Source organism: Chitinophaga filiformis, assembly GCF_021646545.1.
GTDB classification, from domain to species: domain Bacteria; phylum Bacteroidota; class Bacteroidia; order Chitinophagales; family Chitinophagaceae; genus Chitinophaga; species Chitinophaga filiformis_A.
Map to the genome: position 1 here is coordinate 551,207 of NZ_JAKIRP010000002.1, position 15,897 is coordinate 567,103.

Genomic DNA, 15,897 nt, shown 5'->3' on the forward strand with positions numbered 1-15,897 from the left:
CATTTGTAGTATGATCATCCGTAAAAGAGAACATTGGTTCAGAATGTTATTTGTCTGGCATGGCTCAGTACTCCCCAAACTGTTACCACGATTGACGCTCCTTTTTGCCGTGGCTGTAGGGGTGGTCTATTTTCACGGAACATTCCTGACATATAAAATTCCCCTTAATCCGGCGCCTTTCACCCTCTTTGGAATTGCACTGGCGCTGTTTCTGGGCTTCCGCAATAATGCGAGTTACGACCGTTTTTGGGAAGGGCGCAAGCTTTGGGGTGCATTGCTTAATGATACACGTTCCCTGGCCCGGCAAGCATTGTCTTTTACCAATTTCGCTAATGGCGATAAGACGGCCCTTAACTTTGTACAACTGCTGATCTCTTGTACCTATGCGCTCAAACACCAACTGAGAGGGACAGATGCACAGGATGATCTGAAGAAAAGACTGTCGGAATCGCAGTTTCAAACTGTTATGAACGCACGGTTCAAGCCTGTCATTATTATGCAACTGATGGCCGAATGGGCACAACAATTGAAGGTGCAGGGAAAGATAGATACTATTCAGCAGGCTGCTATAGATCAGAACCTTGACAAGCTTTCCGACATAATAGGTGGTTGTGAACGGATCGCGTCTACGCCTATTCCATATAGCTACCGCGTACTCCTGCACCGCACGGTATACATATATTGTTTTCTGCTGCCATTCGGATTGGTGGATAGCCTTAGCTGGTTTACCCCGTTTATCGTGACGTTTATCGCTTATACGTTTGTTGCCCTGGAGGCAATAGCAGATGAGATTGAAGATCCGTTTGGGATAGAGGCAAATGATCTTGCGTTGAATGAAATGTGCCGGGTGATTGAATGGACCCTGACCGAGATGACTGGCGAACCATGGAGAGGAGGTGAAGAAGTGAGAGGAAGGGTGATTGATTAATGTAAATAAACAGCAAGGGCAAGAACCGTGAAATAGTTCCCCGGTCCCTGCCCTTGTTGTTTATTCTTCTAATAAGCAGATTAGACTTCCAACACCATCATCGTGCCTTCTACTCCACTACCACCAGCCGCTTCGCCACCCACTGTTTACCATCAAAAATGCGGACGATATAAGTACCCGGTATAATACCTGAAAGATCAACAGTTGTTTGCCGTGTGCCCGCTCCAAATCTCTGTATCTTCACCACATCTCCTTTCTGCCCGATAATACGCACTTCCCGTATATCACCCGCGGTACTTGCCAGTTTAGCAGTTTTACCCGTCTGTGAAGCCCCGGTTGATATCGCTATACTGCCTCTTGCCGGATTCGGATAAACATTAAAATTATCTGCCGCAAGTTCTGTACAGGAGTTAACGAAAGCATACCCGAAATCGGATGTTCCGCAGGCAGCCGTATTTACCCTTACTGCTACTTCATGGTTGCAGAAACTGTTAGTAATATTAAGCCTTGCTCCGCCGGAGGTGTTTGTTGTCACTACGTGCCCATCCAGGTGAAATTCGTAAGAAGTAACACCCGGACCATTAGAAGTTGCGCTGGCCATAATACGGTTGTGCAGGGGATCATACTCAGCGCTTACTACTGGCCTGTCAGGCCCCACATTGATCGTCCTGGATGCCAGTAATGCAGTGCCATTGCAAATAAAAGCGTTTAGAGTAATGGTAGCATTTGCCATAGATGCAGTCCTCGTCAACGTTACCTGGTTACCTGCTGGTGCTAAGGTAACTACGCCGGATGACACCGTCCAGGTGATGTCCAGGGCGCCATGGGCATTAGGTAGAGAATAGACGGTAGGGCCACAAACATTATTGTTGCCATCGATCCTCAACAGTGTACCAGTTGGAGCGCCGTAAATAGCCCTTATGCCATTGATATCATCCTGAGCTAAATACCTATGGCTTCCGTTATAATAAGGATACATTAAAGCTCCTTCCACAGTAGAATGCGCCAATCCTAACGCATGGCCTATTTCATGGGCCGCTACCGACACCAGGTCGATAGGCTGTGAACTACCACTTCTGGTGGATAGGGTCCAGGTTTCGGCATCGTCAAAGTGCATATCTCCCGGAAGACCATTTGGACCAGAAGGTGGCGGATAGAAAGTATGGGCCAACACGCCGCCTGCGCCGTCATTAAAGGGATAACCATCGCCATGATCTCCTGTTACCCAGCTGATGACGATATCCGCGTTCGCCGCGCAACTCTCCACAAAAGCGAGATTGGTCTGGGCCGCCCACAAGGCAAATGCATCCCGGACAGCCTGTCTTTCCTGGTCGCCCGCAATATCATCTGTTCCGTTCTGAAAAAAGTAAGTAATGATCCGGTGATCCCAGCTATTACCCTGGATCGTATATTCTCCTATCTGGGGATTAGTTAGGGAAATACCGCCATTATCGTATTTGATCTGGGCGTACATTTTTCCGGATAACAACAACAATGCAAAGAGTAGAACTTTCTTCATGTAATTAGGGTTTATATTAAGAAAAAAGAATGCTATAGACACATACACAGGGCTGCAAACGATCGACGTCACAAACGGGAAACGGGTTAATATGCTGTATGTGAACGTATCTTCTGCAGAAAGGGTTTTACCCCGGATGTTGGCTGAGCGCTAACCGGGCAACTGGGTACTAATCGGGCGTTTTCTCATGGTTAACTTGCGTTGGGCTATTTAAATATATCAAAAATCATTTAAGAATCGAAAATTATATTATGTAAGGGCCCAAAAAAGAGTAGTTGCAGTTGAGTGATATCTGCTCACTGTATTTCGTCAATCCCACCGCCATGACGCGATATTTAGTGCGCCGAGTTGTTGATGTTTACGTGTAAGCTATTGATAATCATGCTTTATATTCGGTGGCATGTCCGTTGCAAGGAATAGTTAGGATAAAATGGAACATTAAACACTCCCCCTTCAAAACTTACCTGATGGAAACGAACAACATGAATGTGGTAAACGTGGGTCCAATACTGGACGACCTGCTTGTAACAATAAAGAAAGAAGCTATTCCGGAATATGTATTTTTAAACCGCTCTGCTACAGCACTTCACAGGAACGCATTGGGTATCATGGAAGATACATTGCCCGAGATATTGCAGGTGTTAGGTATTCGCAGCCTTATCGTGAATAGTAGTTATGATCGTACACGATTAAATGCATTGCGCATTGACGTCCCCGAAGCGAATAAGGAAGAGTATTTATGGCCTTATCTAAGAAAAGATGAAGTGATAGGGGAGCTGCAATCCCTGTTCAGAAATTGCTGTATGGTGGGTTTTGACAACTGGTCTGCCATTGCAAGTGCTTCGAGTGTATGGGACGGGCTGCTTTGTGATGTGATCAAACCTCTCGAGCGGGACGATCTTGAATTCCTGTTCTACCTTGGAGACCCGGGCACGAAGCTGTCTTTTCAGGTCGGTGAAGCACTCGATATTGTAAGCGATTTTTCATTACATGGCCGGGTGACTTTTGCCCTTGATGAAAGTGAGGCTGTCAGCTTATGGAAGATGCTGAATGGTGTCAGTAAAGACGTTTCACTGGGAGAACAAACCTATGTGGATCTCCGGAAGAAATATTACTCCATTTTCAGAACGATGGATATTGCCCGTGTATTGATCTATTCAGCCTCTAATGCCCTGGTATTTACAGAGAAAGAGCAATTTGTCATCACCCGGAAAATAGTGGATCATGAAATAGAAGCGGCGCCGGATGCTCGTTTGAATTATATAGTTGGTTTTAGTACCGGATTGGCGCTGGGACTTAGTATGGCACATTGTATTGCGCTCGGACTGATCGTATTTGGCGCCCAGGGAGAACTGAAAACAAGTCCGGAGAAAAAGGATCTGATAAAGTATACGGAGGATTGGATCGCTGATTTCCAAAGAACAGCTACTATTAATCTTTATGGAGAATAATTACAGGAAGAAGGCCTGGAAATAATTGTGTGTAATTTTAAGTCAATAGAAAGGTCATCTCAACCATGAGATGGCTTTTTTATTTGGTTAGTAGCTCCCCGTCTGCAGACAATGGAGGATAATGCTATACATGCGGCTAACGTCGGTAAAATTTTTTTGAAATAAAAGTGTGGAAAAACAGCCTTTCCGCATCTGGTTATAAACTACCTCATGAACTTCCTGTTTATTCTCCTGTCATCCCTTAAGAGTTATGCTTTGCCGATCGATATTCAAATGGCCGTCGCACGGCATGACAACCACCGGGGCATCATACTCTTGCCGGCCCCCATCCGTAATGGCCAATTGGTGAAAATCTAAAGATCCCATTTAACCTAAAAGAAAATATTGATTAGCTTATGTTGCAACAGTGCCTGATCATTGGAATTGTAATGTTACTTAATAGAGTAACGACAGAGCAAAGACCCTTTGACAATCTGAAGGTTTTTAAAGCGACCTACGACTCCGTTAATAAGACATCCATCATTCCTGACAGTATTTTCTCTATGCAGCCAGACCTTTTGTACCTGACTGAGGAGTTTGATACCGTACCCACCACCGATAAGTATGGATTTGAGATCCAATGGCCTTCATACTATATCGATGGCTCTTATGTACTGACAGTCAAAAAAAGGCAAATCTATCTTTGTACGACGCACAATAATCCTAATCCCAATCATTTAATCTGGTTTGCTAACATTACGTCGGGGCAATATGAGATCATAGCCAATAAAATAAATAGAGAGAAAACTCTTTTTCAGCCGAGAGAGGTCGATCATACCTGGCGTAAGTGGTATAGCTATTATAATCAGCTGTATTATGTAATGTACAAATCAGAGGGGGATAAACCATGGGAGTGGACAGAAAAAGAGCGGGAGAAACTTGAGCGGGATGCACCGCTGAGACGTTATCAAAACCTGCATGCGCTCATATCCTTCCTGAATAGTGGCTTAACGGCTGACAATCAGATCCCTTTTATGACAAGAGCAGACTTCGATAAGATAGATCCCGTCAGGATTGTATATTCTGAGGAGGATTATGAAGCTCAGATCAAAATTGTTCCCCGTGAAGCTGTTAGCAATCAAAACGACCTGTTGACAGCCCTCTTGCGTAAATTTTTTCCGTTCCTGTCCATCCTGCTGACATAGGGTTGTCACTCCCGTCTTTCAATTTTGTCCTACATACTAAAACGGACATATATGACTACAAGAGAAATTGCCAACAAATATTATGAGCTGGCTTGCGAAAACCAATACATCCGGATACAGGATGAATATTATGATGACAACGTGATCTCCGTAGAACCGGAACACGCTGCCTTAAAGGGAATGCAGATCGTTACAAAAGGGAAACCAGCTGTAGTGGCTAAAGGCGTTGCTTTTCGTGAATTACGGGAAGAGCTGCACAGCCAATCCTGCAGCGAACCATTTGTTTCGGGCGACTTCTTCAGTGTGATACTGAAAAGGGATATTACGTTTAAAAATAAATCCCGCGTACAGCTGGAAGAGATCGGTATATTCCAGGTTAGAGAGGGAAAAATTGTATCGGAACAGTTCTTTTATTAATTGAACTGTTATAACAAGCGAAGAAGAGCATGTGTCAAAATAAACCATCTCGGAAGCGCATAAAAGATTACACAACCCGTCGGGTAGCCGCAAAAAGAATAGCCTGTATCAAAAACCAGACACAGGCTATTCTCTTTGGTTTATTTGTATGACCGGGTAGCTTATGCACTAATTATGCAATTGCGGAAACTTACTAAACTTCCACATGACAGCTAACCCGACCTTAAGCAGATGAATGAAATAAAGAAGGCCGGAGAAATCTCCGACCTTCCACCAGTGTACCTGGTAACGTGGGGTTGAAACCTGCCAGATATGAAATCTGTTAAAAAAGCTATTGGCTGCTAAGAGCCATCTTATGATACTTAGTAACCGGGATTCTGTTTCAATATGCGCGAAGCGTTCAGCACATTCTGACCCAGCGGGAATATTGTCGTATGATCGTCTGCGTCTGGTTGTTTGTCCCACCAGGTGCCTGTATGAAAAACACCCCAGCGAACCAGGTCTGTTCTCCTTCTGCCTTCCACAAGGAACTCACGGCCCCATTCATCCAGCATCTCCTGGTCTGTCAGCTGGCTACCGTCAGCCTTGTACAAGCTAGGTGAACCTGCAGGATAGTTGCGTGCACGCACTGCGTTTAACAAGGCAGCTGCACCAGCGCGATCTTCCGCCCTGTATTTGCATTCGGCATAGGAGTAATAGATCTCCGCCAGCCTTATTTCTGCATAGGCAGAACTTATTTTATTATCATCATTATTGGGATAGTAAGGATATTTTATCGGGAATATGCCTGAGTTATGATCGCCATGGTTCATATTCGACTCTTTGTCGCTGATCTTAGTGCCCGGCGGTGTACCCAGGAACATACCTACCTGATCGCGCAGGAACAAGGGATAAGGCCCCTTGTTACCTCTTACTGTATCCGTCTTTCCGTCTGCGTTTACGTATGGCAGGTAGCCATACAGGAACATGCCTTCTCGCTTACTGTTGCCCAGGTTTTTGTATTTCAGCAGGCGGTAGTCGTCCGGATAGCGCTGGAACTTTATGAAGGGTTTCCCCAATGCGAAAGGATATTCTACACTATCCACATCGCGGCCTGGCTGTAAAGCATACTTCGGATTTGCTTCGCCAAAATCTGTAAAGCCAAGATAACGGGTAGCCTGATAAGGCATCATCCAGAAATACATATCACTTGAATACTGCCAGTGTGTAAGTCCGAAGCTGCCCGGGAAACCGAAAACGGTTTCTGCCGATTGACTGTTGTTATAATCAAAAGGAGCATCCCATCTGCTTTCGAGTGCATAAGTACCATATTTACCATCAATGATATCCTGACATACCGTAGCACAATCAGTGAACCTTTCCTGGCCGGTATATACCTTCGCATTCAGATAAAGGCGCACCAGCAGTGCTGCCGCGCCGCCCTTTGTCCACCGGCCGATGGCATTGATACCCAGGTCCTGCCTGGTAGGCAGGGCAGGGATAGCATCTTTCAGTTCCTTTTCAATGAAATCGAAAGCCTCCTGTGGCGTTACCTGCGGTCCGGATTGTGTTTGTCCTTTCACTTTGGTAACGATCACCATATTCCTGTAAAGATCAAGCACGCGGATATTGAGCCAGGCGCGCAAGGTTTTCAGTTCTGCAATGTAGTCGTCCAGCTCTGCCTGGGTCATCCCGAATTTGCCGGGATCCTGAATGCCCTGCAGGTCTTCCAGCGAGTTGGTGGCAAGGTTAATACCCTGGTACAGGGCATTCCAGGCATCACTGGCGTAGTTGTCGTTGGGCGTCCAGGTGTGATAATGCACACGCTGATACTGTGCACCATCGTACCAGTCGCCCTGCCTGTTGAGCGTCATCAGCTCATCTGTGCTGTTCTCCTGCAGCATGAACGTAGCGCCACCCTGTATGCTCCAGTAGGAGTGTTCAAAGGGACGCAGGAAGTCGCGTATCACATCCGCTTTTGTCTGCAGAAAGTTATCGGAAGTGATTCTGTCATATAGTTTTTCATCGAGATCAGTACAGCTGCCGCTTAACAGTAATCCTGCCAGCAGGATAAAACAGCTTTTTATATTGCGTTTCATTTTCAGACGGAATTAGACTTTAGAAATTAAGTTGAGCACCAAAAAGCAGTTGCGTGGTAGCAGGATAATAATTCAGGCTGCTGTTGACCCCTGGATACAAGCCATTCACAGGAATAAGATCGGGATCCCCTCCGGTAAATTTCGTAAACGTGTACAGGTTCCTGGCGGTAACGTATATGCGCAGGGAGCTGAGGTACCTGAACCGCACAGGTTGCGTATATCCCAGTGACACGTTATCTATCTTGACAAAGCTGCCGGGTTCCAGGAAGTAGTCAGACAAGGCAGAGCTGGTAGAAGCACTGGTCAGCTTTGAATATTTGCTGCCATCATAGGCGGTGGTCAGTACATTGGCATCTGATTGTGTTGCCGGCGTGCCGAGGTAGAATGCTACAGTATTGAATACTTTATATCCAAAGGAACCGCGCAGGAAGATGTTCAGGTCCCAGTGCTTGTATGTAAACGTATTTCCCAGGCTGGCAGTGAATTGTGGAAGACCGTTACCTACAAACTGTTTGTCGTCATTATTGGCTTTATCGGCCGTAACAACCTCTCCTTTTCTGTTGTACACCAGCAGTGCGCCATTGTCATTTACACCGGCCGATTTCAGTGCATAGAAGCTACCGATACGCTTGTTTTCCTGCAAACGCTGCAGGTTACCCGGACTGCCCGGCGCAGGCATACCCACTACATCTATATACTTCTGTCCCTGAAAAAGCTCATTGGAAAAGGAAACGAATTTATTGCTGTTGCTGGCTCCCGCGAAAGAAACATTGTAATTGAAATGCTTCCGCTTTATTACGTTGGCATTCAGCTGTAATTCCAGACCGGAATTTTTCATAGTACCTACGTTGGCGTATGTCTGGCCCTGAATGTTTGGCGGATTGGATACGGCGTAATATCCAAGCAAATCTTTGTTGGTGCGGATATAGTAGTTCAGGCTACCGGTAATACGGCTATCCAGTACCTCAAAATCCAAACCCAGGTTGAAGTTGAGCGCTTTTTCCCAGTGCAGGTCGTAGTTGGTATTCTGGCTGGGACCCCATACCTGGTAGGTCACCCCGTTGAATACGTAATAGCCATAACCGCTATATGTATCCAGCGACAGATAGTTGTCGAAGTCCTGGTTGCCCGTTTCGCCATAGTCAGCCCTCAGCTTCAACTCATCCAACCAGGAAATGCCTTCCATGAATTTCTCCTGGCTAATCCTCCATGCAGCGGATACTGCCGGGAAATATCCCCATTTGTTATTGCGACCAAACTTGGAAGAACCTTCCCTTCTGATGCTGGCAGACAGGAAATATTTCTGATCCAGGTCGTAGTTTATGCGGCCAAAGAAGGCCACCAGCCTGGAGCTGTTCTTGTACGAGCCAACATTGTTCTGCCCCTCTTCCAGGTTCCACAAGCCTGAGCCCAGGTTATTCCAGGTCAGCACATCAGATGGGAAGTTTTCGTTGGAGCCGGACAAGCCGGAATAGGTGAACTGCTGGAAGGAATAACCGCCAAGCAGTCTGATAGCATGTTTGCCAAAATTGAGAGAGTAGTTGCCAATCCATTCAAAGCTCTTCTGGTCTCTCTCGTCATATTTCTGTGAAGCAGTGTTCCTGCCGGTTCCTCCGTTGATAGGAGCTACGTTCGTATTGGTACTGGGCGTAAAATGCATTTCACGGAAAACGGAATTCACCTGACCTACCGTGAGGATGGTATTCAGGTTCTTCAACAGGTTTATCTTGAAGGAACCGTTGATGTCCAGGTATTTGATATCCTGCTCTGCGAGTACCGTTTTTGCTGCCTCCACCGGGTTATTGGAAAAGAAGCCAGTCCTGATATAGGCGTATCTGCCGGCACTGTCATAGGGCGACAATGTTGGATTTAGCGTCAGCGCATAGTTGAAGCCCGAATAGTCTGCCATGTTGGTCTTCGCCAGCCTCGGCGCCACGTTCAGGTTTACACTATACAGACCGTTGGCAGAGTTGTGATTCAGGTTGACGCGTGCGCCATATTCTTCTTTGGATGAGCGGTAATCAATACCATTGGCCTTCCGGTAGTCAGCAGACGCCATAAAATTGGTACGTTCTGAGCCACCGGAAAACTGCAACGTATGTTTCTGCGACAGGGCAGGGTTTCTGCTTACCGCTTTCAGCCAGTCGGTATTACCACCATGGTCTACACCGCGTTTGTGTGCCAGGAATTCATCCCTGGAAAGTACGGATAGTTTGTTGGTGATGAAATCCAGACCCATGTATCCGTCGTAGAACAAACGGGAATCGCCGGTGCCTTTCTTGGTAGTGATAACGATTACGCCGTTGCTGCCACGTGTACCATATATGGCAGAAGCTGCACCGCCTTTCAGCACATCTATAGACTCAATATCGTTCTGGTTCAGGTTATCGATATTGCCACCGGGAACACCATTGATCACATATAAAGGTCCCAGTCCCGCATTACGGGAGGAAACACCGCGTAACTGTATGCTGGGCGTAGAGTTGGGATCTGCCGCCGCGTTGTTGGAGATCGTCAGACCAGCTACTTTACCCTGCATGGACATCAATGCGCCGTTGCCACCTACAGATAACAACTCTTTGGAAGAAAGATGGGTAATAGCACTGGAAACTTCTTTCTTGTTCAAGGTACCATAACCAACACTTACCACATTCACACCGCCCAGGGTGGTACCGGATGCAGAAAGCGTTACGCTGACCTGGTTCCTGTTGCCTACGGCAATGGTTCTTTCCTGGTAGCCGAGATATGACACTATTATTGTTATATTAGCCGCTGCATGCTGCAGGGTAAATTCTCCTTTCTCATTGGTGATGGCGCCATTGGTGGTGCCTTTGATGGCCACTGTAGCTCCGGCCAGTGGTACGCCGTTTTCATCAGATACTTTTCCACGCAGGACAAAACTGGCAGGCGCCGTTGTGTCCCGCTGCTGCCGCTGACTGGCTTCGATCAATACCACTTTTTCCCGGATAGTATAGGTGACAGGTAAGCCCTTCAGACTTTCATTCAGGGCAGTGGTAAGGGAAGCATCTTTAATATCTATGCTGATAACGGTGGATTTGTCCAGCACTGTTTCATTCCACAGGAAAGAATAGTCAGTGCGGGCCTCAATGTACCTGAATACTTTCTCAAGCGTGATCCTTTTTGATGAAATGGTCAGGCTTTGAGAAAAACCGGCAGCACATACATGCAATGATCCGAAAAGAAGCAGTGTAGCAGTGATCCTCATAATTAATAGCAATTTGGCAGGCAAACGCCTTCCCCTGGCGGGTACTTTGCCGCAAGCGTGTAGTTCCATACTTTTGTGAAAGTGGATTTAATAGTTAAACAGTCAATTCAAGCAACTTGGTTGGATAACGGAAAATTCATCCCCGCGGGTCCTGACTGCAATCAGGATCCGCATTCTGTAAATCTCCGTATGCTGGATAAAAAGTCGGCTAATAGTCCATACGTGGTTCAGTTTAATTGTGGAAAAAACATATTCGTGGAAAAGTGATCCCTATGGCAGCTATGGCAGTATCGTTATTGTTCTGTCGCTAACGCTATAGTGTACGCCATTTGCTCCTAAAAATTCCATTACTATTGATAGATTCACGTTCCTGTGCAGGGAGCCGCCGAAGTGGATATCGGGGACTTTTCCCTTATAAACTATATCTACATCATACCACCTCGATATCTGGCGCATCAGGTCCGCAAAATCGGTATTGTCAAAAGACAGCCTGTTCCTTGTCCATGCGATGATCTGATCTGTATCTACAGTTTTTGCAGAAAGGTGACCATTGTTCCTGTCCATGCGCACCTGCTGGCCTGGCCTGAGTACCATTTCCTGGGCAGCGGTGCGGAGTTTTACGGCGCCTTCCAACAGTGTGGTTCTGGAATTATCTTCATCGCTGTAGTCGGTCACATTGAATTGGGTGCCCAGTACTACCACTTCTGATTTGTTCAGCTGTATTACAAATGGCATATCTGCCGTTTGTGCTACCTCCAGGTAGGCCTCTCCGGATATTTCCACCCTGCGTTCCCTGCCTGCGAATACGGTAGGGAACCGGATACTACTGCCGGCATTCAGCAATACCTGTGTACCGTCAGACAACATCAGTTTGAACTGCCGGCCACGTGGGGTGGTCACCATATTATATACAGGCGTCCCTTTCCCTTGTATGCCATCCTTACGATAATTAAGTCGTCCTTCTTCTTTCAACAGACGGGCATCACCCTGTTGCGCCAGTACCCCGTTGGACGAGCTGTCCAACAGTATCTGGCTGCCATTGGCAAGTGTCAGTACTGCGCCGTTCTTGCCGGGCGGTGCATCAAAATCAGTCGCCGCCGTCACATTGATGGGCACAGGCTTATTACGCTGTTGTAGCGAGATGGTGACAAACAACAGGATCGCTGCTGCGGCTGCTGTTGCTGCTACCGGTTTCCACCAGCGGAAGATCTGTTTCTTTTTTTCCAGTCTGGTTTCCAGCAAAGCAAATACCTCCGCAGGATCGTAGTCCTTCGTATGAACGGCGTACACCGGGTTCTGGAATGTCTCATCCAGCCACTCGTCTATAACTTCCGGATAGCTACCTTCCCGGATACAGGCATACAGCTTTTCCAGGTCGCCTTCCTGCAGGGTATCATCCCGGTATTGTTTCAATAATTGTTCGAATTCCTCCTTTTTCATGGTAGTGTCTCAACAGGAAATACCCCGTTCCATAAATAGACGGATGAGTTGTAAAAAGGAAAACATGGGTTGTTAAAAAAAATGAAAAAAGGTATGTCCCAGGTGCAGGAGGGCAATGATCAATAAGCTGTCAGCGTCCTTTACGAGCAGTTTTCGTAACATCAGGAGGGCGCGCACCATATAGGTTTTGGAGGAAAGGGGGGATATTTCCAGGCGTCCGGCAATTTCTTTATGGCTCAGTCCTTCCAGCTGGCTAAGTGTGAATACCTGCTGCAATTTGAGGGGCAGTCTGCTAATAGCCGCTTTCATGTTTTCGCTAAGCTGTTTTCCTTCCAGTATCTCCTGTGGGGAGACGGCTTTGGTGGAAAAATAGTGTTGCAGGAATTCCCGGTTGGATTCCCGGAATATGGTTGTTCTCAGTTGGTCCCGCACCAGATTGCGGGCAATAGTATATAAATAACTGTCAAAATTTCTGACTGCCGGCAGTTTTTGCCGGTGATCCCAGATCTTCAGAAAAATGTCCTGGGTCAGATCTTTGGCCTGCTCGGGAGACTTTGTCAGCTGCAGGCAGGCGCCGAATACCTGATTCCAGTAAGTTTCAAATAAGTACTGATAGGCATGCCTGTCGCCATCCGCCACAAGCTGCAACAACTCCTGATCTATATAATGCTTATTGTCCAATACAACCCAAAAATAAGGCACTATATAGGGCTTTTTTTTGCATTAGGCAAGCGGGTGGGGAAAATGGGAGGCAGTTAACCCCTTTTAGCGAGCGGCCGGTACACTTCTTTTGCGTTGAAGCGATCAGTGTTCTGTACCTGGCTACCGGCAGTTTGAGTGATCGTTATATAAATTATATTTGCTGCAACTTCAACCCTAAAAAATTACACGCATGTTCAGACTTATTCTTCTCCTCAGCTGTTTTTGTTTTCAACAGAGCTTCGCGCAAGTGAAGGAAAGCAAAGCACCGGCTACCCTGAAATCCGTTTTACTGGCACAATATAAAACCACCTGGGATAAGCAGGAGTGGTTTGTACCGGTTGCCAAAGGAATAGAAGGTGTTACTGCAGAACAAGCCTCCTGGAAGCCTTCAGATTCCAGTCATTCCGTTGGTGAGCTGGCATATCACCTGTTGTTCTGGAATAAACGGCTGCTCAACGAATTCAACGGAAAAGCAAAAGACGCATTCAGCGGAAACAATAATGAGACCTTTGATGCTTTTACAGAAGCTTCCTGGAATGCTACCGTGCAGCAACTAAAGCAGGTGATGGAAGACTGGGAGAAGGCGATTGCAGCAGCCGATGATGCCAAGCTGCAAACATGGTATGAGAATATTGCGAATATGAACGCGCATAATGCCTATCATACGGGGCAGATCCTTTATATCCGTAAGCAGGCAGGGAACTGGAATGCGGAGAAGGGGGTTAAGTGAACGGATACCGATAGCTACATGAAGGGGCTGACCAGCAAAAGGTCGGCCCTTTTCCTTTGCCAGAAAAAGGGCCGACTGATAATTAAATTGGTATGATCAAGCCAGGACTAAACAATTACTGCACGCGTACAGATGATACCAGATCGTTTGCATTCGGACTGAGGGTCGTAAAAGTAGGTGTATCGCCTGTTCTTGTCCAGGAGGTACCACTAAAGTTATCATCAGCGTACATGATCAGTGTTCTTCCTGCAGGTACTTTTACGGAAGACGCCCAATCATTTGGCATGCCTCTCGCTGCCAGTTGTGCCAGGGTGTAGTTGCCTACGGGTAAAACCTGGCTGGCCGGTCCGCCATAGTCAGTGTCGCGGTAAAATGTAACACCGCTGTTTGCTGTACCTGTCAGATAAGGCTGCAGGATAGGTTGCAGCAGATTAGCTGCTTTGATATTGCCTGCTACGCTGGGATGCAGACCATCTGTGTAATCAGCGTTCGTCAACCAGCCGTTGGTGTCAATGTAGTGTACTTTGGTGTCACCGGCAGCATTACGGGCATTTACAGCAGCTATTGTAGGCGTTACCAGATAGCCGTTAAAAGTGCGCATCACGAAGATCTCTACATTAGAGAACTTTGCACGGATGTTAGCCAGGAAGGTGATATAAGCGTCACGGAACTGATTTTCCGGTACATGACCGTTATCGTTTGTACCGAGGTTAATAACGATCACTTTAGGGATATATCGCGTGAAATCCCAGGCCGGTGCAGTGCTAAAAGAAGGGTTCTGCAATTTGAAGTACTGTACGTCCATACCGGGGCCGTTATCACCGCTTACCAGTCGTATACCCGGATATGCGATCTGAGTGTGCTCTGTATGTAAGAGTTGTTCTGAGCATACCCAGCCATAACCTGAGACGTTGGCCTGTTCGTCAGTATAGCCGCAGGTGATAGAGTCACCTATCCATTCAATCAGCTCGGCGAATGAGGAAGGGGCACTGGTAGCAGCGCCGGCATCCAGTATCAGGCCCTGGAACTTAAACTGATAGTCATAGTCTTTGCCTTGTGCTACGCTAAGGGTATGCGTACCGCTGGCCAGGGGGGTAGGTGTCAGATTGATGATGCCCGAAGCGTTATAGTAACTTACCCAGGGACCATTATCGATCTTTGCATAATAGTGGGTAGGATATCCCACTTTGATCTTCACGGTAGTACCGGTGAAGTTTACACGGAAGTAAGCGCCGCCCCAGTAACTTGCATATTCCGCCGGATTACTGAAATCCCAGCGGCCGAAGTACTTAATGTTCCCATCGGCGAGGTCGCCCGGAACTGCAGCAGCACTGGATGTCATCTTTGCTTTCAGGTTGTTGCTGCCATCTAACGCAGGCTCCGCGATCTGCGTTTTGACACAACCAAAATGGAATAAAACCAGGAAGGCAAGGCTAAATTGTCTTAGCGTTTTCATTGGTAAGAAGGTTCTTTTAGTAATGGAGATGGTTTTTCAAGGACACGAAACTACAATTTTGTAGTTGTGTAAATAGTGCTGGACAAACAGAAAATAGAACAGACTAGAACAGAGGTCGCAATGACCGGTTACAGCCAGGGATTTATGCAGGTTAAATAACGTGAAATGCCGGTGAGCCTAACGCGGTTAAGGTGCGGGGAGTGGGAGCCGCTACCTGACTCCATCAGGTACCCGAATGAAAGGAGCCAGTATCATGCTTTTGATACTGGCTCTCTTGAAATTCATGTAGAAGACAATAACGAAGTACATCGCTTTAATACAGGTATGACAATGTGCTTATCTTCTTACCCGATCAGGCCGATCAATTTTTTCTGTGTTAAAAAACAATCAGCTTTGGCGAAAATTGGATATTTAATATCATGGATTAATCCATAATTTCAATTTTAAATAAATCCACGTTTTTTTTGAAATGTTATGCTAACGTTTGCATAAAATAAACGCCAATGCCCGGAACCGGGAATTTTTAACGCATTACGATTGATAGAAAAGCACGAATAACCAGCAGCCCGGATGCGTGTTACCCATTTACGGCAGTATTTAACCTGATGTTGTATTGATCAGGGAGCACAGCGCATAGCTGCTCCTGTATTGGATTCCGCGGAGTATGAAAAACTGTTCCCCTGTCAATGATATCTATCAGGATATGGCCATAGCCGTTTAAGCAATAGCTGAATTTGTATGATGTGTTGATCAACTGATCATCTCC

11 protein-coding genes are annotated in these 15,897 nt (G+C 46.6%); 5 read left to right on the forward strand and 6 right to left on the reverse strand.

What is annotated here, in order from left to right; genetic code table 11:
* Nucleotides 1-10: 10 nt before the first annotated feature.
* A complete protein-coding gene (locus tag L3C95_RS08545) occupies nucleotides 11-928 on the forward strand; it encodes a bestrophin family protein (protein ID WP_236386708.1) in 918 nt (305 codons plus the stop codon).
* Between the two features lie 109 nt (nucleotides 929-1,037).
* Here the strand turns inward: L3C95_RS08545 and L3C95_RS08550 are convergent, their stop codons facing one another.
* Nucleotides 1,038-2,447 (reverse strand): matrixin family metalloprotease, encoded by a 1,410-nt coding sequence (locus tag L3C95_RS08550; RefSeq protein ID WP_236386710.1) that lies wholly within the window; start codon nucleotides 2,445-2,447, stop codon nucleotides 1,038-1,040.
* A gap of 467 nt (nucleotides 2,448-2,914) precedes the next feature.
* Between L3C95_RS08550 and L3C95_RS08555 the strand changes: the two genes are divergently transcribed.
* The 3 genes from L3C95_RS08555 (at nucleotide 2,915) to L3C95_RS08565 (ending at nucleotide 5,499) form a co-directional block, all read left to right on the forward strand.
* Nucleotides 2,915-3,898, forward strand: a complete 984-nt coding sequence (locus L3C95_RS08555) for a hypothetical protein (protein ID WP_236386712.1) — start codon at nucleotides 2,915-2,917, stop codon at nucleotides 3,896-3,898.
* Nucleotides 3,899-4,326: 428 nt separating this feature from the next.
* On the forward strand, nucleotides 4,327-5,082 hold the full coding sequence (locus L3C95_RS08560) for a hypothetical protein (protein WP_236386714.1): 756 nt from the start codon (nucleotides 4,327-4,329) through the stop codon (nucleotides 5,080-5,082).
* Between the two features lie 51 nt (nucleotides 5,083-5,133).
* Nucleotides 5,134-5,499 carry a SnoaL-like domain-containing protein gene (locus L3C95_RS08565; RefSeq protein WP_236386717.1) on the forward strand — a complete coding sequence of 122 codons (366 nt, stop codon included), beginning with the start codon at nucleotides 5,134-5,136 and terminating at the stop codon, nucleotides 5,497-5,499.
* A gap of 362 nt (nucleotides 5,500-5,861) precedes the next feature.
* Here the strand turns inward: L3C95_RS08565 and L3C95_RS08570 are convergent, their stop codons facing one another.
* The 4 genes from L3C95_RS08570 to L3C95_RS08585 all read right to left on the reverse strand — a co-directional run bounded on the left by L3C95_RS08570 (nucleotide 5,862) and on the right by L3C95_RS08585 (nucleotide 12,945).
* The gene (locus tag L3C95_RS08570) at nucleotides 5,862-7,577 is read right to left on the reverse strand and encodes a RagB/SusD family nutrient uptake outer membrane protein (protein WP_236386719.1); all 1,716 of its coding nucleotides are present in this window, start codon (nucleotides 7,575-7,577) and stop codon (nucleotides 5,862-5,864) included.
* 19 nt (nucleotides 7,578-7,596) lie between these two features.
* Nucleotides 7,597-10,872: a SusC/RagA family TonB-linked outer membrane protein gene (locus L3C95_RS08575; protein WP_236386721.1), complete on the reverse strand. Its 3,276-nt coding sequence runs from the start codon at nucleotides 10,870-10,872 to the stop codon at nucleotides 7,597-7,599.
* A gap of 210 nt (nucleotides 10,873-11,082) precedes the next feature.
* The gene (locus L3C95_RS08580; RefSeq protein ID WP_236386722.1) at nucleotides 11,083-12,243 is read right to left on the reverse strand and encodes a FecR family protein; all 1,161 of its coding nucleotides are present in this window, start codon (nucleotides 12,241-12,243) and stop codon (nucleotides 11,083-11,085) included.
* A 72-nt stretch (nucleotides 12,244-12,315) separates the two neighbouring features.
* Nucleotides 12,316-12,945 (reverse strand): RNA polymerase sigma factor, encoded by a 630-nt coding sequence (locus L3C95_RS08585; protein WP_236386725.1) that lies wholly within the window; start codon nucleotides 12,943-12,945, stop codon nucleotides 12,316-12,318.
* A gap of 190 nt (nucleotides 12,946-13,135) precedes the next feature.
* Between L3C95_RS08585 and L3C95_RS08590 the strand changes: the two genes are divergently transcribed.
* Nucleotides 13,136-13,675, forward strand: coding sequence for a DinB family protein (locus L3C95_RS08590; RefSeq protein WP_236386727.1), 540 nt, complete (start codon nucleotides 13,136-13,138; stop codon nucleotides 13,673-13,675).
* Between the two features lie 115 nt (nucleotides 13,676-13,790).
* On the opposite strand, the gene L3C95_RS08595 is transcribed toward L3C95_RS08590, so the two are convergent.
* A complete protein-coding gene (locus L3C95_RS08595; protein WP_236386728.1) occupies nucleotides 13,791-15,131 on the reverse strand; it encodes an SGNH/GDSL hydrolase family protein in 1,341 nt (446 codons plus the stop codon).
* Between the last annotated feature and the right edge of the window lie 766 nt (nucleotides 15,132-15,897).